Origin of the sequence: Bacteroides sp. NSJ-48, assembly GCF_014287405.1 — a bacterium.
GTDB classification, from domain to species: Bacteria; Bacteroidota; Bacteroidia; order Bacteroidales; family Bacteroidaceae; genus Bacteroides; species Bacteroides stercoris.
Genome location: NZ_JACOOD010000029.1, coordinates 1 through 21,274, shown reverse-complemented (window position 1 = coordinate 21,274; position 21,274 = coordinate 1). Strand labels below are relative to the sequence as shown.

Annotated in this window: 15 protein-coding genes and 2 pseudogenes; 15 read left to right on the top strand and 2 right to left on the bottom strand. The window is 42.5% G+C overall.

From position 1 onward, the window contains the following. Positions 1-23: 23 nt before the first annotated feature. Both H8S52_RS13340 and H8S52_RS13335 read right to left on the bottom strand, forming a co-directional pair. Positions 24-653, bottom strand: a complete 630-nt coding sequence (locus H8S52_RS13340; RefSeq protein WP_117955645.1) for an outer membrane beta-barrel protein — start codon at positions 651-653, stop codon at positions 24-26. 61 nt (positions 654-714) lie between these two features. Then, positions 715-1,368, bottom strand: a complete 654-nt coding sequence (locus H8S52_RS13335; RefSeq protein WP_117955643.1) for a DUF4136 domain-containing protein — start codon at positions 1,366-1,368, stop codon at positions 715-717. 589 nt (positions 1,369-1,957) lie between these two features. On the opposite strand from H8S52_RS13335, the gene H8S52_RS13330 reads away from it, so the two are divergent. From H8S52_RS13330 to H8S52_RS13260, 15 genes and pseudogenes are all read left to right on the top strand, one after another. After that, complete coding sequence (locus H8S52_RS13330) at positions 1,958-2,761, top strand: inositol monophosphatase family protein (protein WP_186909981.1); 804 nt, start codon at positions 1,958-1,960, stop codon at positions 2,759-2,761. 35 nt (positions 2,762-2,796) lie between these two features. Continuing rightward, a pseudogene (locus tag H8S52_RS13325) lies at positions 2,797-3,411 on the top strand (ComF family protein). 198 nt (positions 3,412-3,609) lie between these two features. After that, positions 3,610-7,029 carry a TonB-dependent receptor gene (locus H8S52_RS13320; RefSeq protein ID WP_186909980.1) on the top strand — a complete coding sequence of 1,140 codons (3,420 nt, stop codon included), beginning with the start codon at positions 3,610-3,612 and terminating at the stop codon, positions 7,027-7,029. Positions 7,030-7,049: 20 nt separating this feature from the next. Beyond that, complete coding sequence (locus H8S52_RS13315) at positions 7,050-8,783, top strand: RagB/SusD family nutrient uptake outer membrane protein (RefSeq protein WP_186909979.1); 1,734 nt, start codon at positions 7,050-7,052, stop codon at positions 8,781-8,783. A gap of 19 nt (positions 8,784-8,802) precedes the next feature. After that, complete coding sequence (locus tag H8S52_RS13310) at positions 8,803-9,594, top strand: endonuclease/exonuclease/phosphatase family protein (RefSeq protein ID WP_186909978.1); 792 nt, start codon at positions 8,803-8,805, stop codon at positions 9,592-9,594. A gap of 28 nt (positions 9,595-9,622) precedes the next feature. Next, positions 9,623-11,779 (top strand): alpha-N-acetylglucosaminidase, encoded by a 2,157-nt coding sequence (locus tag H8S52_RS13305; protein WP_186909977.1) that lies wholly within the window; start codon positions 9,623-9,625, stop codon positions 11,777-11,779. An 8-nt stretch (positions 11,780-11,787) separates the two neighbouring features. Further along, positions 11,788-12,930, top strand: coding sequence for a glycerate kinase (locus H8S52_RS13300; RefSeq protein ID WP_186909976.1), 1,143 nt, complete (start codon positions 11,788-11,790; stop codon positions 12,928-12,930). A 6-nt stretch (positions 12,931-12,936) separates the two neighbouring features. After that, the gene (locus tag H8S52_RS13295) at positions 12,937-14,193 is read left to right on the top strand and encodes a GntP family permease (protein WP_186909975.1); all 1,257 of its coding nucleotides are present in this window, start codon (positions 12,937-12,939) and stop codon (positions 14,191-14,193) included. Positions 14,194-14,207: 14 nt separating this feature from the next. Then, positions 14,208-15,293 (top strand): acyltransferase family protein, encoded by a 1,086-nt coding sequence (locus H8S52_RS13290; protein WP_186909974.1) that lies wholly within the window; start codon positions 14,208-14,210, stop codon positions 15,291-15,293. A gap of 6 nt (positions 15,294-15,299) precedes the next feature. Further along, positions 15,300-17,483, top strand: a complete 2,184-nt coding sequence (locus H8S52_RS13285; RefSeq protein ID WP_186909973.1) for an alpha-N-acetylglucosaminidase — start codon at positions 15,300-15,302, stop codon at positions 17,481-17,483. Positions 17,484-17,600: 117 nt separating this feature from the next. Then, the gene (locus H8S52_RS13280; RefSeq protein WP_186909972.1) at positions 17,601-18,182 is read left to right on the top strand and encodes an RNA polymerase sigma factor; all 582 of its coding nucleotides are present in this window, start codon (positions 17,601-17,603) and stop codon (positions 18,180-18,182) included. Between the two features lie 113 nt (positions 18,183-18,295). Beyond that, positions 18,296-19,252, top strand: coding sequence for a FecR family protein (locus H8S52_RS13275; RefSeq protein ID WP_186909971.1), 957 nt, complete (start codon positions 18,296-18,298; stop codon positions 19,250-19,252). 32 nt (positions 19,253-19,284) lie between these two features. After that, on the top strand, positions 19,285-20,058 hold the full coding sequence (locus tag H8S52_RS13270; protein WP_060386462.1) for an endonuclease/exonuclease/phosphatase family protein: 774 nt from the start codon (positions 19,285-19,287) through the stop codon (positions 20,056-20,058). Between the two features lie 7 nt (positions 20,059-20,065). After that, on the top strand, positions 20,066-20,845 hold the full coding sequence (locus H8S52_RS13265; RefSeq protein WP_186909970.1) for a hypothetical protein: 780 nt from the start codon (positions 20,066-20,068) through the stop codon (positions 20,843-20,845). Between the two features lie 13 nt (positions 20,846-20,858). Further along, positions 20,859-21,161, top strand: a pseudogene (locus H8S52_RS13260) (hypothetical protein); the annotation flags it as partial. Positions 21,162-21,274 lie beyond the last annotated feature (113 nt).

Sequence of the window (21,274 nt, the reverse complement as noted above, 5' to 3'; positions counted from 1 at the left end):
CTGTTAAGTTTTAGGTGTGTATGTCAGAATGCAATACCGATACGCAGACCTAAGTTGTTCATACCGTCCACACTGTAAGTGAAGAGGTCGCCTTTGTTGGTCCCGTAGCTGTAATAGGCTGCGAAGTGCAGGCCCGGACCGTAAGCCCACGGGTAAACGTTGAAACCGATTTCCGGAGATACGTAGAATCCCCATGTATCTTTATTGGCTTCAAATACATTGAAAGTGGACTTCAACTGTGCATACTGGGTACCGAGTTTTACGCCCACATACGGTTGGAATGCACCGCCACGGTTCCACGCATAACGTGTGGCAAGACCGAAAGGCAACTGGAATACGGTATGCTGCTGGTCGGTATTCAAACTGCCGCTCGTACCGACCGGCAAGGTCTGACGGCTGAAATATTCATGGTTGCTATGATAAGCCAGGAAGCCTCCCAAAGCAAAGTTGGACGTCAGGAAGTAACCGCCTTCAAAGTTCATGCCCCATCCGCTGCCTTTGTCGGCAAAGTGGTTGTTTAAGGGGAAATTGAACTGCCAGTCGATGTTGGCATAACCGTTATCGGTCATCTGTGCCTTTGCCGGCATGGCGAAGACAAGGGCGAGGGCGGCGATTGCGAATGCCCTCAAGGATATATATTTCAATGTTTTCATACTTGTTCTTGTTTTATAAATTCAACAATAGCTTTCTATCGGGATAGAAGAAGCCGGTAGTTTATCTCGGCTGGGCACTCATTCTGTTAAGATAGGCAGATTGTGTAAAAGCCTGGTTCACGCCTTCCACTGCCATCTTGGTGTTGAAAGAGGTCGAGCCGCTCAATAACCCGCTCATGTAGCTGGTCCACAGCACGGGAAGTTTTTCCTTTTCGCCTTGGGGAGCGTCGAGGTTCAGCAATTCGGTGATGAAGGAACCGGTACTATAAGCATAGTTTACGGCATACGGATAGTACCATCCGCCCCAGTTACCCCAGTAAGGAGCATCCCAATAGCCCGGGTAGTTCCACCACCATTCGGGGCGTCCGTAGTCCGTAAAGTAGTAAGTGCTCTTTACGTAACTCACTTGCAAACCGAGGTCGGCGTCTTCGCGATTGTCTGTACGGACATAACCGCGGTTGTCCATATTGGCAACGTATGCGCTGAGGATTTCCTGTGCACTTTCGTCTTTCCAATATTCGGCGTCTTTACTGTTGCCGATAACAAGGATGCTATCCGGTAAGTAATAGGTTTCGAAAGCTTTGAAGTCTGCTTTCGTGTCATAATTGGTATAAACCAGATACTTGCTGTCCAGCTTATCCATGTCGGGGTCTTTTTCGCAAGATACGAATGCTATTGCGAAGACCGCTAATAATAAGGGAATAAATTTCTTCATACTTCTATAATGTTTAGGTTAAATATAAATTCCTGCCCTATTGGTACCTTAGGCTTTTGGAGAAAGAACAAGATAAAAAATAAAAGGTTCAAAAATAGATGTGTTAAATGTGCGGTGGGCTATCAAAGAAACTGGTCTGTTTTCTTTTTATTCAGATGGGTATGAATGGCTTTTCAGACTATCATTGCCAGTTCGTTGGCATAACTGTGCCATAGATATGGCATTATTGTGCCAACGAATAGGCATTATTGTGCCAATTAAGTGGCACAATAATAATTCAAGGCAGTGGAATTGATTGGTTTTAAATAACCGTTACTGCTTTGGGACTTTTATCGTAATAAACAGATAGTTAATAGATACTCTGTGCATAAAACGTAGTAGTTTGGTCTGTAAAATACGGTTGATTGTTTTTTTTAAGCAAATTGCTATGAGAGATATATTGAGAAAAATATGAGAGATACAGGTCAATGGAATCATCTTTACTATGAATGTTTAAAGTTTACTACTCTTATGAAAATAGCGATTCCTTTCAATGGTTTTTCGTGAGAAAAGCCATACCTTAGAGACACTTTTAATAATGGATATTGAAATGTTGGATTTAAAGCAGCTTACAGTAGACGTGTGCCGTATTGCAACTGAGGCGGGACACTTTTTGAAAGAAGAACGCAAAAATTTCCGTCGTGAATGTGTTGAGGAGAAACATGCACATGATTATGTATCTTATGTAGACAAGGAGTCTGAAGTACGTGTAGTGAAAGCTCTTTCCACTTTACTTCCCGAAGCAGGTTTCATAACGGAAGAAGGGTCGGTCACTTACCGGGACGAACCTTATTTCTGGGTGATTGATCCGTTGGACGGTACTACGAACTATATTCATGATGAAGCTCCTTATTGTGTGAGCATTGCTTTGCGCAACCGTACCGGGCTTTTATTGGGAGTTGTATATGAAGTTTGTCGGGACGAATGTTTTTATGCATGGAAAGGTGGAAAGGCCTTTATGAATGGTAAGGCGATTCATGTTTCGGATATCCGGGATGTAAAAGATGCGTTTGTCATTACCGAGCTGCCTTATAATCATCTGCAATATAAGCGGACGGCTCTTCATTTGATAGACCGGCTTTATGGAATGGTAGGCGGCATTCGGATGAACGGTTCAGCCGCTGCGGCTATTTGTTATGTGGCCATGGGGCGTTTTGATGCTTGGACGGAAGCTTTTATCGGAAAATGGGATTATTCTGCGGCAGCTTTGATTGTGCAGGAAGCGGGAGGAAAAGTTACTAATTTCTATGGTGAGGACCACTTTATAGAGGGACATCATATCATTGCAACGAACGGGTACCTGCATCCGTTGTTTCAGGAACTGTTGGCGGAGGTCCCCCCGTTGGATATGTAGGAGAAACGGTCTGCTTATTACTCCTTGCTACTATTATGAAACACACACTTCTTCTTATAAAAGACCAGCTCCATTCATTTTTATCTTTATTGTTTCCCTGTTGTTGCATAGTTTGCGGCAGGCCGCTGTCAAAGGGTGAAGAATGTCTTTGTACTATATGTAATTTCTTCTACCGGAAAGGGAGTGATTTCCGGTAGATTCTTCATCAGCTGAAGTATGGGGGAAAGAAAGAGATCGGAACAGTCATGGGAAGATATATGGCTGCTGAGTTATTGGATTCGGATTTCTTCGAGGGAGCTGATGTGAATAATCCCCATACCATTGCATAAAAAGAAACAGCAGTTCCGTGGCTATAACCAAAGTGAATGTACAGCACGGGGTATTGCGGCTGTGATGGGTATTGCCGTATGTGTGGAATCGGTAGCCCGCCGGAAGAATACGGAGACACAGACACGCAAATCTGTATTCGAGTGCTGGGAGAATGTGGATGGAATTTTTGAATTGAATCATGTGGATTCTCTGGTCGGAAAGCATATTCTGATTGTGGATGATGTATTGATAACAGGGGATACCACTGTTGCGTGTGCTTCGCGGCTGGCGGAGGTGAAGGAGTGCGGATTAGTGTGCTGACACTGGCGCTGGCGGATTGATTATTCTTGATCAGGGAAAATACTTAAATTCCACTTGTTTTTCCATTCAATGCTTATCAATACTTATGGATTAATTTCTGGCAAATTTCCCCCATATTCTTAAATTAATATTCATTAACTTATTTGCTGTAATACTTTTTAATATCTATCGTGTATTCCCTAATAGATATTGAACTATAAACATTAAAGACTAATATTATGGAAAAAGATTCTCCTTTTTCATGCACCGGTAGAAGGTGTATTGTAGCTCTAATGTGCATATTTGTCACAGCTCTTGTTTATGCACAGCAGCAAAAAATATCGGTTAGTATCAAAGAGCTTCCTCTTAAAGAAGCTATCAGTCAGATAGCGGAGAAGGCTTCGATGAATGTAGCCTATAGTAAAGAATTTGTGGATACGAATAGGAAAGTGTCATTGGAGATAAAAGACACAGAGGTGAACAGAGCACTGACTCTTTTGCTGAAAGGGACTAACATCGGATTCCGTTTTCTGGATGACAGTATTTTATTTTATAATAAAGAATATCAAAATAAAACAGAACCTGTCGAGCCGCAGGAGAGTAGGAATGAACTATATGTGAAAGGTAAGGTAACTGACGAGAATGCGGAAGCGATTATCGGGGCTACCGTATCGGTAAAAGGAGCAACTACAGGTACAATCACCGATATCAATGGTCAGTATTCCATCAAAGTGCCTTATGGAAGCACTCTTCGCTATTCATACGTGGGCTACCGTGAAGAAAGTGTCGTGGCGAAAGAAACGACAGTAAATGTGGTGATGAAAGAGGATGCTGTCAGCCTGGAAGATGTAGTCGTTGTAGGTTATGGTGTGCAAAAGAAGGTAAATGTAACAGGTGCCGTATCTATGGTCAAAGCGGAGGCTATCGAGAATAGACCTATTACTAACGTAACTACGGGCTTGCAAGGATTGCTTCCCGGAGTTAGTATCGTTGCCTCTTCGGGACAGCCGGGTGCTGTGCCCAATATCAACATTCGTGGTACAGGAACCATCAATAGTAGTACAGCGCCTTTAATTTTGATTGATGGGGTAGCCGGAGGAGACATCAACTTATTGAATCCTTCGGATATCGAAAGCGTATCAGTGTTGAAAGATGCCGCGTCATCTGCTATTTATGGAGCGCGTGCCGCCAACGGTGTTATTCTTGTAACGACTAAAAAAGGAGAAAAGAAAGAACGGGTAGAATTCCAATATAACGGATATGCCGGCTTCCAGACTCCTACAGCATTGCCCGAACTTGTCAACGGAAGGGAGTATATGGAACTTTCCAATGAAGCTATGAGTGCTGCCGGATTTTCCAAACCCTATACACAGGAGGCTTTCGATAAATATGATTCGGGACTGTATCCTAACGAATATTCCAATACTGACTGGGTTGATGAAATATACAAAAGCCGGGCTTTTCAGACGGGACATAATGTGAGTGCACGGGGTGGAAGCGAGAAAACCGGATTTTTCATGTCGTATGGTTACTTGGATCAGGATGGACTGGTTGTAGGTGACGGATACAGTTCAAAAAGACATAATGCGCGTATCAGTGTAAACACGGAGGTGCATGATCGTCTGAAACTGACCGGGCAGATGAGTTATGTCGATTTCTATAAGAAGGACTTAGGCTATAGCGGCACATCAGGAGTGTTCCGCCTGTCACAGCGTATGTCTCCGTTACTACCCGTCAAGTGGCAGGTTCCTGATGAGAATGGTCGGATGGTAGATAGTGAGAACTGGTCGTACGGTTCGGTACGTAATCCCTTGCAGGTAGCCTATGAGTCGGGAACGGAAGAACGGAAAACCCGGGTACTCAATGGAATATTCAATGCAGATCTTAAAATTATAGACGGACTGAACGCTGGTATGCAGTATTCTGCTAATATATATACCCGTCAGGTGGATGAGTTTAATCCGAAGATGTTGTCTTATTATTCGGACGGTAGTCCGTTGAAAGCAAATGAAGATGCCAAGGACTATATCTCACAAAGCCATCTCGATGTTATGACCCAGACGTTGCAGTTCACCTTGAACTTTAATAAAACAATGGGGCGCCATGAGTTGGGAACATTGTTGGGATTTTCGCAAGAATGGGAAAGCAGAAGCACGCTGGGTGCTACGCGTGATAATGTGATGGTTGAGGATATTCACGTTATTAGTGCCGGTATGATTAATTTTATGAATAGCGGAACAAAAGATGAGTGGGCTTTGCGTTCTTACTTTGGGCGTGTCAACTATGCTTTTGACGGCAAATACCTGTTTGAAGCCAATCTGCGTGCCGACGGAACTTCAAGGTTTGCCAAGGGCAATCGTTGGGGATATTTTCCGTCATTCTCGGTAGGATGGAACTTTTCACGTGAAAAATTCATGGAATTCGCTACTCCGGTATTGAGCTCGGGTAAGCTGCGTGCTTCCTGGGGTGAGTTGGGAAATCAAAACATTCCCGGTAATTACTATCCTTATTTGTCGCCTATCATAACCGAAGAGTCCTATCCTATCGGAGCTTCTAATACACCTGTTATGGGGCTTTGGCAAAACAAGATCGGTAATCCCGACATCAAGTGGGAAACCATCCGCATGCTTAATTTCGGAATGGATCTTAGTTTTTTGAACAATAGACTGAATGTGGACTTCGATTGGTATAAGAAAGAAAATATCGATGCATTGGTTCGTCCCGATGTCCCGGCTATTGTCGGGGTTCCCAGTAGTAATGTAGGTTATGTCAACCTTGGTAAGATTGATGTCAAAGGGTGGGAACTTAATCTGTCATGGCGTGATAAGATCGGAAATGTAAATTACAATCTCGGGTTCAATCTGTCGGACGCCCGTAATAAGGTTACCGATTTGGGTGGGACTCCGGAGTCTCTGACCAGTACGGCTTCCGGTTCGTATCGTCGGGTAGGTGATCCGATAGGTGCTTTCTATGGTTATCTGACCGATGGGCTGGCACAAGTGTATGACTTCGAATCGGTGAATACAACTACAGGTAAGTATCAGAAACCTAAGTTTCCTCTTGTTGCATCACAGAACGGCATTGTACAGCCCGGAGACATTAAGTACCGGGACATCAGTGGTCCTGACGGCGCTCCTGACGGGGTAGTTGATGACTACGATAAAGTGGTGTTCGGTGATAGAGATCCTCATTATACTTATGCAATCAAAGGTGGTTTGGAATGGAAAGGCATAGACTTCAGTTTCTATTTGCAAGGAGTAGGCAAAGTTGCCGGTTACCTTGAGGATGAGGCTCGGCATGCGTTTATCAATGACTACTCGATCCCTAAAAAAGAGCATCTTGATAGATGGACGCCTATGAATCCAAATGCTTCTTATCCAAGGCTTTATCAGTCGCAGGAGCACAATAGGCTCTTCAGTGATTACTGGAAAGAGGATGCATCGTACTTGCGCCTGAAGAATATTCAGATAGGTTATCGTTTTCCTGCCCGAATGGTGGCACCTCTTGGCATTAATAGTCTTAGAGTATATGCTTCGGCAGATAACTTGTTTACTAAAACCGATTACTTCGGAGCTTATGACCCTGAAGTGAGGACCACCAGCGGAGATGTCTATCCGCAAGTAAAAACCTATGTTTTTGGATTATCAGTAACATTCTAACCTATTAAACGACCATAAAGATGAAATACTCAAAATACTTTTTAATCATTGCTTTATTTGGTATAGTTACCTCATGTAGCGATTTTCTGGATAGAACGAATCCTAACGAGCCGGACAATGTAACATTCTGGGTAAATGAAGATCAGCTTGAAAATGCCTTGCCTCCCTGTTACGAAGCTTTGCAAAAAGACTATCTCGTGAATTGGACCGAATCGACGGCCGAAACTGTTATGTGGGGGAATATTACCAGTGGACTGAGTAAGGTTTCGGGAGGCAAGCACTCTTATACTGACGGCTTTCCTTTCACTACTTATTGGACAGGAGCGTATAGTTATATTTATCGCTGCAATAATTTTCTGGACAATTATAATAAAGCGCAGGTAGCTCAAAGTAAGAAAGACGTTTATGCCGCAGAAGTAAAAACCATCCGGGCGCTTATGTACTTTTACCTCACGACATTTTGGGGGGATGTTCCCTGGGTAGGAGAAGTCATCCAGCCCGAAGATGCATATATCGAACGTACTCCTAGAGAGAAAGTCATTGATCTGCTCGTCGAGGATTTGAAATGGGCGGCAGAGCGCATGCCTGAAGAAAGATATACAGGAGACAAGCTGGGAAGACTCGACCGCTGGGGCGCTTTGGCTATATTGGCACGTATTGCCTTGCAAAACGAAAGGTGGGAACTGGCTGCAAAAACGAGTGAATATATCATCGAAAACAGTCCCTATGGCCTGTATGAATATGAAAAACTGTTCCATCACGAAGGGGATGTCGAGAATGATCCGAAAAATATCGAAGCCATCGTATATAGCCTTTTTGTACCCGAAATCCGTACGCAAAGTCTGCCCAATGAAACTTGCAGTCCGACAGACTACATACGTCTCAATCCGACAAAGTCGTTAGTGGATGCTTATCTGTGTACAGACGGTAAGCCGGCAAAAACCGGACTGGAATATTATAAAAAGACCGGTGTGCAGACCTCATCGTTATACAAGTCGCCTGAAGAGCATTATGTGGATTACTTCCGGAACAGAGATCCTAGAATGAAGATGACTTTATATGCTCCGGGTGACAAATGGCCGGGAGGAGATGACGGTGACCCTGATGCGGATAAGGCCAACGAGACATTTAATTTGCCTCGTTTTGCTTCATTGCAAAATAATAACCGTGTGGGGGCAAATAGCCGTACAGGCTTCTATCTGAAAAAGTATAACGATATTGATTTGGCCGGTTCGAGTGTAGACGGACATGGGAATCTTAATGTCATCCGTTTTGCCGAAATCTTGCTGATTTATGCCGAAGCCACTTTCGAACTGCAAGGCAAGAATCTGACACAAGCACAGATTGACTACTCCATCAACAGGCTTAGAGATCGTGTGAATATGCATCGTATGAACCTTGACGAACTTAGCGCATGGGGGATGGATCTCGAAACCGAATTGAGAAGAGAACGTCGCATTGAGTTGGCAGGTGAAGGAACTAGATATGCCGATGTGATGCGCTGGCGTGAAGGCGAACTCCGCTTTGGACGTGCCATCACCGGTCCTAGCCTGAAAGTTTGTATGAATGATTTGGGCGCCAACCCATATCCCGATACCGGAGTAGATGAGTTTGGTGATGTTATCTACGAAAAGTCTACCGCGGAAGGCGGCGCGCGTTACTTCGACGCAACGAAACATTATTTGTGGCCCGTGCCTAATCCCGAGCGTCAGAAGAATCCTCTGTTAGGACAAAATCCGGGCTGGGAAAAGTAATCATTAAAAAATAGAAACCATGTATTCAATGAAGAAATATTTATTATTGTTTTTATGCCTGACTTTGGGTGTTGCCTATGCGCAAGATACTCTACGGTTGCGGGTAATGACCTATAATTTGAGATTTGGCGAACTGGCATCTTTAGAGGAACTAGCTCATCATATCAAATCCTTCAAGCCTGATTTTGTGGCGCTTCAGGAAGTGGATAGCAAAACAGACCGTAAGCGTACCCCGCATCAGAAGGGGAAGGATTTTATATCCGAACTTGCCTATCATACAGGGATGTTTGGGCTTTACGGAAAGACGATTGACTATTCTACCGGTTATTACGGTATTGGGATGTTAAGTAAATATCCATATATTTCTGTACAAAAGATAATGCTGCCCCATCCGGTCAAAGAGCATGAGAGGCGGGCCATGCTGGAGGGATTATTCGAAATGGGTAATGATACCATTGTTTTTACCTCTACGCATCTGGACGTCAACTCTCAAGAAACAAGGGCGGAGCAAATAAAATTTATTACCGGGCATTTCAAAAATTATAAATATCCTATAATTTTGGGAGGTGATTTCAACGCGCGTCATTACTCCGAGGCAATACGTGGTATGGATAGTTGGTTTGCTGCGAGTAACGATGATTTCGGGATGCCGGCATGGAAACCTGTGATTAAGATCGATTACTTGTTTGCATACCCGCAAAAAGGATGGCGTGTGATTAGTACGCAAACTGTTCAGTCGCTTTTGTCAGACCATTTACCGATTATTACGGAACTGGAATATGTGAAGGAAGCATCGAAGAAAAAATATTGATACTCACTTATAACATTTATGATTTTCTATGATACATACAATAATCAAGTATTTACTGATTTCAACAACGCTTTTTTTCTGCTCATGCCACAAGCCTAAGACGGATATTATCACCCCCGCCAAACAGTTAATAGAACGTCAGATTGGGGAAAGAGCACAGTCTATCCACTTTGAATATATCGAACCATCCGATGGTAAAGATATATTCGAAGTGATAGCAAGCGACGGCCGGCTTACCCTAAGGGGAAGTAGCTCCGTTGCTATCTGTTACGCTTTTCATACGTACATGAAAGAGGCCTGCAAGAGTATGAAAACATGGAGCGGTGAACATATAACGTCGGTGATGCCGTGGCCTGATTATGAATTGTATGAACAGGTGTCCCCTTATGAGTTGCGCTATTTTCTTAATGTTTGTACATTCGGCTACACTACCCCTTACTGGGACTGGGAGCGTTGGGAGAAGGAAATTGACAGGATGGCTCTTTATGGGGTAAATATGCCCTTGGCTACCGTGGCTAGCGAGGCCATTGCGGAACGGGTATGGCTGCGTATGGGATTGGCTAAAGAAGAAATCCGTGAATTTTTCACTGCCCCTGCACACCTTCCCTGGCATCGCATGGGCAATCTGAACAAGTGGGACGGTCCCTTATCTGATGCCTGGCAGCAGAACCAAATCATTTTGCAGCATCAAATCCTGACCCGTATGCGCGAGTTGGGTATGCAGCCCATAGCACCTGCGTTTGCAGGTTTCGTGCCAGAAGCATTCGTACAGAAACATCCCGATACGCAATTCCGACACATGCGGTGGGGTGGTTTTGATGAAGAGTACAATGCCTATGTATTGCCACCGGATTCGCCTTTCTTCGAAGAGATAGGCAAACTGTTTGTCGAAGAGTGGGAAAAAGAGTTTGGAGAAAATACGTATTATCTCTCGGATAGTTTTAATGAGATGGAACTGCCTATCGATAAGGAAGATAAAGAAGCGAAATATAAGTTATTGGCCGAGTATGGAGAAACGATCTATAAATCAATTGCAGCCGGAAACCCGGATGCCGTTTGGGTTACACAGGGATGGACATTCGGATATCAACATTCATTCTGGGATAAAGAATCGCTTAAAGCCCTGTTGAGCAATGTACCTGATGATAAAATGATTATCATTGATTTGGGCAATGATTATCCGAAATGGGTATGGAACACCGAACAAACATGGAAAGTACATGATGGATTTTACGGAAAGAAATGGATATTCAGCTATGTACCCAACTTTGGCGGGAAAAACACCATGACAGGAGACTTGGACATGTATGCAAGCTCCTCGGTCAAAGCGTTACGTGCAGCTAATAAAGGTAACTTGATTGGGTTCGGTTCTGCCCCTGAAGGACTCGAAAACAATGAGGTTGTTTACGAATTGTTGGCCGATATGGGATGGTCATCAGATAGTATCGATCTGGACGATTGGATGAAGATGTACTGTGAGGCCCGTTATGGGGGATATCCCGATGCCATGGAGGAAGCTTGGAAACTCTTTCGGAAGACAGCATATAGTTCTTTGTATTCATACCCCCGTTTTACCTGGCAAACTGTAATTCCCGATCAACGGCGGATCAGTAAAATCGACCTTAGTGATGATTATTTGCAAGCTATACGTTTGTATGCTAGTTGCGCTGACGAACTGAAAAGCTCTGAATTATACAGAAACGACCTCATAGAGTTTGTTTCGTATTATGTAGCGGCTAAAGCTGAGAATTTTTATAAGCAGGCCCTAAAAGATGATTTGGAGAATCGTGTTCTCGCAGCGAAACGTAATCTGCAACAAACTGTTGATTTGTTGATGGACGTTGACAGGCTGTTGGCTTCTCATCCTTTATATCGATTAGAAGAATGGGTGGAACTTGCGCGCAATAGCGGAACAACTCTTCAGGAAAAAGATGCTTATGAAGCAAATGCCAAACGCTTGATTACAAGTTGGGGTGGTATCCAGGAGGATTATGCCGCCCGTTTCTGGAGCGGACTGATTAAAGACTACTATATCCCTCGTATACAGCTCTATTTCACAAAAAACCGGGATAAAATCCGGGAATGGGAGGAGCAATGGATTACATCTCCCTGGAGCAACAGTACGACTCCGTTTGATGACCCGGTTAAGGCTGCATTGAATTTAATAGAGAAAACAAATAAGTGATAGCTTTTATGAAAAAGATTGTATTGGCATTCGACTCGTTTAAAGGTTCGGTCGGTTCTTTCGAGATAGCAAAAGCTGCCGAAAAAGCGATTCAGGAGGAATTACCCGACTGTCAGATTATACGTTTCCCCATAGCTGATGGCGGCGAAGGGACTACAGAAGCTCTATGCTCTGCCCTTCATGCTCAAACGGTGTCATGTCGGGTGCATGATCCATTCATGAAGCCAATTGAAGTATCGTATGGCATCGTAAACAATGGTGCGATGGCTATTATCGAAATGGCCTCGGCCTGCGGTCTGCCATTGATTGATTCAAATCGAAGAAATCCCATGAAGACTACGACTTATGGAGTTGGAGAAATGGTTGCTGACGCATTAAAACGCGGGTGTCGGGAATTCATTATCGGGATCGGCGGAAGTGCTACGAATGATGCGGGAATAGGTATGCTGAAGGCTTTAGGTGCACGTTTCTTAGATAGTGGAAACGGTGAGTTGGAGCCTGTCGGCGAAAATCTGATAAAAGTCCATCAAATAGATATTTTCCAATTAAATCCGGCATTGAAGGATAGTAAATTTATGATTGCCTGTGATGTTAGTAATCCATTTTTTGGAGAAGAGGGTGCGGCCTATGTATATGCTCCCCAAAAAGGGGCAAATAGTTTGCAAGTGATAGAGTTGGACAATGGGTTGCGGCATTATGCACAGGTGATAAAGGAATATACAAATATGGATATATCGCAGCTTCCCGGTGCCGGAGCTGCCGGAGGAATGGGAGGTGGCCTGCTTCCGTTTTTGAATGCAGAATTGCAATCCGGAATAGAAGTTATATTGAAAACGCTTCGTTTCGAGGAGGTCGTTCGACAGGCAGATCTGATACTGACTGGAGAGGGGAAACTGGATCGCCAGACTGGTATGGGAAAGGCACTGGACGGAATTTTACGTGTCGGTGAGAAATGTCAGGTTCCGGTGATAGCGTTTGGGGGAGCAGTCGAAGCCACCGAAGCGCTTAATAGGATGGGGTTTACTGCCGTACTGCCTATTCAACCTTTTCCGGTAACACTTGAAGAGGCGATGCAACCGGAGTTTACGAAAGAAAACATAGAGAGAACGGTACGACAGGTGGTGAGAATCATAAAACAATTTACTAAATAATACTCAATGACAGCGATAGGCGCATTAATCGGGCTTTCATTATCCATACTGTTAATCATAAGAAAGCTTTCTCCGACATACAGTCTGATTATCGGAGCGGTAGTCGGAGGGTTGTTGGGAGGACTATCTTTGAATGAGACCGTTACGGTGATGACCGAAGGGGTGAAAGAGGTCACCCCGGCGGTATTGCGGATTCTGACAGCCGGAGTCTTGTCAGGCATATTGATACAAACCGGAGCTACCACGGTCATCTCCAATGCGATTATAAACAAAATGGGTGAAAAACGGGTATTTATGGCATTGGCACTCGCAACGATGTTGCTTTGTACGGTAGGCGTCTTTATTGATGTGGCAGTGATAACCGTTGCGCCGGTGGCTCTTTCGATAGGCAAGCGTCTAAACCTGTCTCCATCTGTATTGCTTATTGCTATGATCGGGGGAGGTAAATGTGGAAATATCATATCACCTAACCCGAACACCATTATAGCAGCCGGAAATTTTAATGCAGATCTATCGGCTGTAATGTTTGCCAATATTTTACCGGCAGTGATCGGTTTGTTTTTCACTGTTTTCGTTATTGTTCGTCTAATGCCTCAATCGGTAAAAAACAAAAAAACAATGATGCAAACAGAGGATAAAGAGGAAGAGAGAAATCTTCCTTCGTTAAGAACCAGTCTGATTGCTCCTGTTGTTACGATTGTTTTATTGGCATTACGTCCTGCGGTAGGAATTAATATCGATCCTTTGATAGCTTTGCCGGTCGGTGGGTTATGTGGTGCTATCTGTATGAAACAATGGAAAAATATTCTTCCGAGTATAGCATATGGGCTGCAAAAGATGTCTGTGGTAGCTATTCTGTTGATAGGAACTGGAACTATTGCCGGCATCATAAAGAACTCTTCTTTGAAAGATTGGATTCTTACAGGATTGGATCATGCTCATATGAGTGATGTATTGATTGCTCCTATATCAGGCGCGTTGATGTCGGCGGCTACCGCATCGACAACAGCCGGAGCGACACTGGCTTCTTCTTCGTTCGCTGAAACGATATTGGCTATAGGTATTTCTGCGGTTTGGGGAGCGGCTATGATTAATTCCGGAGCTACAGTTCTTGACCATTTGCCACATGGCTCGTTCTTTCATGCGACAGGAGGGGTATGTGAACTTAACTTTAAGGAACGTCTGAAGCTGATACCTTATGAATCGCTTATAGGGATAGTGTTAGCTGCCGGAACAGCTATTTTATATATAATAAGTAATTAAAAGAAGCAGGCATTATGAATCCGAACAAACGGTTACTTTCGCTTGATGTACTTCGGGGTATTACTGTTGCCGGGATGATCTTGGTCAACAACACCGGAAAGTGTGGCTATAACTATGCTGTGTTCGCACATGCCAAGTGGGATGGCTTTTCGCCGGCTGATCTGGTATTTCCGATGTTTATGTTCCTGATGGGTATTTCGACCTACATCTCCTTGTGTAAGTATAACTTCCAGTATCGACCGGCGATTGCGAAAATCATAAAAAGAAGTCTCTTGTTAATATTGATCGGTCTGGTTATAGAGTGGTTCCTTACAGCAATAGATAGTGCTAACTATTTTGATTTGAGTCGGCTCCGGTTGATGGGTGTTATGCAACGGCTTGGGATTTGTTATGGCATTACAGCCTTATTGGCTATAAAAATACCGCATAAGTGGTTTATGCCATTAGCCATCGTTTTGCTGGCTGCCTACTTTATATTTCAGTTATTTGGAAACGGATTTGAGAAAAGTGCGGATAATATCATCGGGATGATTGATTCGGCTATTTTAGGATCTAACCACATGTATCTTCAGGGCCGCCAGTTTGTCGATCCCGAGGGGATACTTAGTACGATTCCCGCTGTGTCTCAAGTAATGATCGGTTTTGTTTGCGGAAAGATAATCATCGATATTAAAGATAATGACTGCCGGATGCTGAATCTATTCCTTATAGGTACTACGCTGTTGTTTGCCGGCTATTTGTTAAGCTATGCCTGTCCTTTGAACAAACGTTTGTGGTCTCCTTCGTTTGTTTTGCTTACTTGTGGGATTGCGGCATTGTCATTGGCATTGCTGCTTTATATCATTGATGTGAAGCAGAATAAAAAGTGGTTTTCGTTTTTCGAAGCATTTGGAGCGAATCCGCTTGTAATTTATGTGTTTAGTTGCATAGTCGGAGGATTGCTTGTGCATTGGCATATCCATACGGCTGTATTCAACAATTTGTTTAACCCGTTATTCGGAAATTACTTCGGTTCATTTATGTACGGTGTATTTTTCCTGTTGTTCAATGGGCTGTTGGGATATGTTTTGTTAAAAAGAAAAATCTATATAAAATTATAAATCAGAATGAAAAGAAAAAGTGTATACACATGTTTGGTTATGCTACTTATGTCGTTGGTTCTTCAGGCTAAAGACAAAGATGTAGCTGTTGCGGAAGCATTATTGAAACGTTTGCTGCCGTCATATATCGAGAGTTTTCAATTTCAAAAGTTGAAAGGAGAGAAAGACTGCTTTACGATAGAGTCCGTAAAAGATAAAATTGTAATCGGTGGAAACAACGCCAATTCAATGGCGATGGGACTGAACCATTACTTGAAATATTACTGTCTCACTACAGTGTCATGGTATGCGGATATAGCCGTTGAAATCCCTGAAGAATTGCCGATGGTTGGTGAGAAAGTTGTTTCGGAAGCGAGAGTGGATACTCGTTTTTTCCTGAATTACTGCACGTATGGTTACACGATGCCTTGGTGGCAATGGAAAGAATGGGAGCGCTTTATTGACTGGATGGCCCTTAATGGTATAAATATGCCTTTGGCAATTACCGGACAAGAAGCTGTGTGGTATAAAGTCTGGTCGAAAATGGGAATGTCGGACATCGAAATACGCTCTTACTTCACGGGACCGCCGTATCTGCCCTGGCATCGGATGGCTAACATAGATCGCTGGAATGGTCCGTTACCGATGGAATGGTTGGAACACCAGGTAAGCTTGCAGAAAAAAATACTCGCACGTGAGCGTGAATTGAATATGAAGCCCGTATTACCAGCCTTTGCCGGACATGTACCTGCCGATTTAAAACGGATTTATCCCGAGGCTGATATTCAACATTTGGGCAAATGGGCCGGCTTTGCTGATGCATACCGTTGTAACTTTCTGAACCCTAACGATGCTTTGTTTGCGAAAATTCAGAAACTATTTCTTGATGAACAAAAAAAACTTTTCGGAACCGATCATATTTATGGTTTAGATCCTTTCAACGAGGTTGACCCACCCAGTTTCGAACCTGAATATTTGCGGAAGATAGCATCGGATATGTACGCTACATTGACGGCTGCCGATCCCAAAGCCCAATGGATGCAAATGACGTGGATGTTTTATTTTGATAAAGATAAATGGACTTCCGAGCGAATGAAGGCTTTGTTGACAGGAGTGCCACAGAATAAAATGATATTACTTGATTATCATTGTGAAAATGTTGAATTATGGAAAAGAACAGAGCATTTTCATGATCAGCCCTATATTTGGTGTTATCTGGGCAATTTCGGGGGAAACACAACTTTGACAGGTAACGTCAAAGAAAGTGGCGCACGACTTGAGAATGCTTTCATGAACGGTGGAGGTAACCTTAAAGGAATCGGCTCTACGCTGGAAGGATTGGACGTGGTGCAATTTCCCTACGAATACATTCTTGAGAAAGCATGGAATCTGAATGTAGATGATAATAAATGGATTGAATGTCTGGCTGACAGACATGTGGGATGCGTGTCGCAGCCTGTACGCGATGCTTGGAAACTATTATTCAATGACATTTATGTACAGGTGCCGCGCACATTGGGTACTTTACCCGGGTATCGCCCTGAATTGAATAAAAACAGTGAAAAACGGACAAGTAATGTGTATAGTAATGTTGAGTTATTAGAGGTTTGGCGAAAACTGAACGAAGCGCCTTCTGACCGGAGAGATGCTTTTCGCTTGGATTTGATTACTGTAGGCAGACAGGTGCTTGGAAACTACTTTCTTGATGTGAAAATGGAGTTTGATAGGATGGTTGAAGCCAAAGATTATCAGGCTTTGAAAGCTTGCGGCGAGAAAATGAAAGAGATATTGAATGACTTGGATAAGCTGAATGCCTTTCATCCTTACTGTTCGCTGGATAAATGGATTGATGATGCACGGAAGATGGGAGATTCCCCTCAATTGAAAGACTATTATGAAAAGAATGCCCGCAACTTGATTACTACCTGGGGGGGGAGCCTGAACGATTATGCCAGTCGTTCGTGGGCGGGACTGATAAGTGATTATTATTCAAAACGCTGGGAGGTGTATATCAATACATTCATCAATGCGGTCGGGGAAGGTGTAACGGTCGATCAGAAACAACTTGAAAATAAATTAAAGGAAATAGAGGAAAGCTGGGTGAATGCAACTGAGCGGAAAAATACTCGAAAAGATGTTCATTCAACAACTGGCGGATTATTATCATTTTCAGCTTTTTTATTCAGTAAATATCAAAGACTGGTGAAATAAAGAAGAGGCCTGTTTCATTTATTGCTCGCGAATCATGCTATATCAGAAAGAATTAATATATTTGAAAATAAAGACTTGAGATGATAAGTTTTTATTTTTATATTTAAAATAATTAAGATGTTCCGGAAATACTCACAGGATGAAGCCCAAGCTTTGGTTAAGGCTCTGAAAGGGGGGAACCAGCTGGCATTTAGTATTGTATACAAGATGTATGCGGCGCAGACCTTTTCTTTAGCATTTAAATATTTGCAGAATAAGGAATTGGCTGAAGATGCTGTGCAGAACTTATTCTTAAAACTCTGGCTGAAAAAAGAAGAAATCGACGAGACAAAACCTATAAACAGATACCTTTTTACGATGTTGAAGAATGATCTGCTCAATACGTTGAGAGATTCAAAGAAAAATATCTATTTACTTGAGGATTGTCTTTCAATGGTTTTAGAATTGGAAGACGATTCTCAAAACGAAAACCTTAAACAAGAACAAATGAACATCATACAGCAAGCTCTTGGACAACTTTCGCCGCAACGCCGCAAGGTTTTTGAAATGAAAGTTTCGGGAAAATACTCCAATCAGGAAATAGCCGATAAACTCAATCTTTCAATAAATACAATTAAATTTCAATATAGTCAATCTTTAAAACAGATTCGCTCGACAGTGGGAGAGCTTAGCCTGCTGTTGGTGTATTTTATTATATAATGTGATCCTATCACTTTTTGCTGATATAGAACGTTCTTTTGAATTAACACGGTTTAACGTAGCCTGTATAATACTTTTTTGTAACAGTGTGTATTATTAGTAGATATTGAAATATGAAATTAAAAAAGAAACATACAAGTCAGAACTTTGAAATAGTTGATAGCATCGGGAAATATATGGATGACGATATTCAGAGGATAATAGAAGGTAAGCAGCTCGAATTAGGCGACAGAGAACTGCCTCCTTTTGATGAATATCGCATTTATAAGAATATTCAGGAAGCTGTGATGCAGGAAGAAAAACGAAAGAACAGGAGAATCAGAATGCCGTTGTTCTTTAAGTGGGCGGTGGCTTGTATTATTGCTTTGTTTGCAGTAGGTGCAGGATATAATTTCTATCAAAGTCGTTGTGAGGCAAACCTTGTTTATCGTGAGGTCTGTGCTGTGAGAGGTGAAAAGTTACTTGTATTACTTCCTGATGGTAGCCGGGTGTGGTTAAATGCCGATACTAAATTGACTTATCCGGAGCAGTTTGCAAAATACAACAGGGATGTTACGCTGGAAGGAGAGGCTTATTTTGAAATAGCAAAAAATAAAAAATCCCCTTTTCAAGTATTTGCCGAGAATGTAAAAATACAAGTGACAGGAACATGTTTCAATGTAAAAGCATATCCTTCAGATAAGGTAATCAAAACTACACTCGACGAAGGAAGTATAAATATCGGGCATATACGAAGTCGTAGACCTATGCAGCAAATACTTCCTGGACAAACTGCAGTTTATGAAAAAAGAAGTAATGTAATAAAAATAAAAACTGATAGATATCATGATGATGCTTCGAGTTGGAAGGGGAACCAACTTACTTTCAGAAATGCATCACTGAAAGAAGTGCTTACAACACTCCAGCGGCATTTTGATATAGAAATTGCAGTTAAAAACGAAAAGATTGCTTCGTTTACGTACAACTTTGTTTGTAAAGGGAACGATTTGAACTATGTGTTGGAGGTGATGCAATCCATCACGCCGGTTAGCTTTAAAAAAATATCGGAATATACATATACCGTTGAATAAGTCAACTTAATCTAATAATAAAAAATAAATTTATGAGAGCACTTTTAAAACCCGTTGTATGGGTATGCCTTTTCTTCTTTGCGTATCAAAGTACGTATGCGCAGGCTCTTAAAATAATGAGCTATAATTGTCGAATGTCCGGAGAGATGACTGGTTACTCGGTGAAAGAGTACGCTGTATTTATCAGGAAATACAATCCGGATGTTGTAATGTTACAAGAAATAGATTACAACACAAAAAGGAATAAAAAACAAGATTTCACCACGCAACTGGCTGCGGAGTTGGGATTGTTTTCCGTATTCGGGAAAGCGATGGATACTGGCGGTGGAGAATATGGAGTGGCCATACTTTCAAAATATCCTTTCGTTTATATCAATAACAAAACTTTTGAAGGAATAGACGGAGCCAAAGAACCCCGTACGCTATTATATGTAGATATTCAGGAACCGGGAACTTCAGACGTAATCAGGATAGGGACGACTCACCTGGATCATTCGACAGATCTGATAAGGAGTGCAATGGCCGAACAGATTAATGAGCGGATTGGTACGGGAGACATCCCGACACTGCTGGGAGGAGATTTTAATGCCCGACACGATTCTAATGTGATTTGTGAAGTAATGAAGAACTGGCAGAGAATCTGCGATGATACATTCACCTACCCGGCAGATCAGCCGACAATCAAGATTGATTATATATTCGGGCTTCCACAGAATAAGTGGAAAGTGAAGTCGTTTAAAGTTTTATCCAATCCGGAAGTTTCTGACCACAGGGCTTTGTTTGCTGAAGTTGAATTTGTAAAATGAATGAAAAATGAAATCAAACTATCTATATCTGCTGTTTATATGTGTTATTTCTTGCCTGTTTGTTTCGTGTAGTGACGAGGATAATAAGGGAGAAGAAATTCCGGAATGGAACCGGTTCAGAACAACGAACGTCTTGGTTTATGCGCATTTGTCTGAGCAAAATTTATTTAGCTCTTGTAGTTATAAAGAGGTGGCGTCATCTATCAGAAATACTACTCATTCAGTGGCATTGTTGGACAGGACAAATGCTGTCTATGGACAAACCGCAATCATAAATACGGGTACGGAGGCTGCTAGAGAGAGTAAGAAAGTGCCGGTGTTTGTGCCTGGCAGCTATAATAGCGAAGAAAAAAAGATAATCGGTAGTACAGTGCTTTTTCCTTCCACTATTTCCGAGATGACGCAATATGAAGTGGAAAACGATTGCAGATATCTTGAAACAAAAACAGAAGCAGTGAATGGAATAGATATGCTCTTCTGTTCTGTATCATTGAACAGCGAAGACTTGATAGCTCCGGCTGTCGACGTTTTCAAGAAAAAGGTAAGTGAACAGACTGTTCTGGTAGGCACTGTCAAGCGTGCACTGTTGTCCAATCTTGAGTCGGAAATTACTTCTAATTTAACTTCTGGTACCTATTCTTTCGTAGAAGTGGAAAATAGAAATAGAGACTCCGAGTATTGTATATTTGTTTTAACTTCACACAAGTGGGCTTTTAGGGGGGTAACCGAAACAAGTGTAAGCGGAGACTTACATTGTTTTCAATTGCAAATCGAATCTTTAAAATAAAAAATGAATGGCTATGAAACAATATATCAAAAACACCATAATCCTGATGTTTGCCCTGCTATGGGGCTTGTCGTTGACAAGTTGTAGTGATAGTGAAGCCGATTATTCGGATGATAGCGCATATCCGCCACCCACAATAGAACTCACTTCTCCTGCCGAGATAGATGCGGTAGAATATAACTCGACGGTGACTGTATCTGCCAGAAGTTTTTCTGCTGTGGGTATACATAGTATATATGCCACTTTATTGAAGGTAGGGGATAGTGGAGAGTATGAAGAGGTAAATGCGGCACAGCGTCAACGTCTAAAGAGGGATATTCAGTAAATGTCCCTAAAAAATAAGATGGCATATGAAGATGATAGGACATGACCACTTCATATGCCATTCTTATTGCCATTTTTCGGTGCTTTCTCACATAATTCTATCCG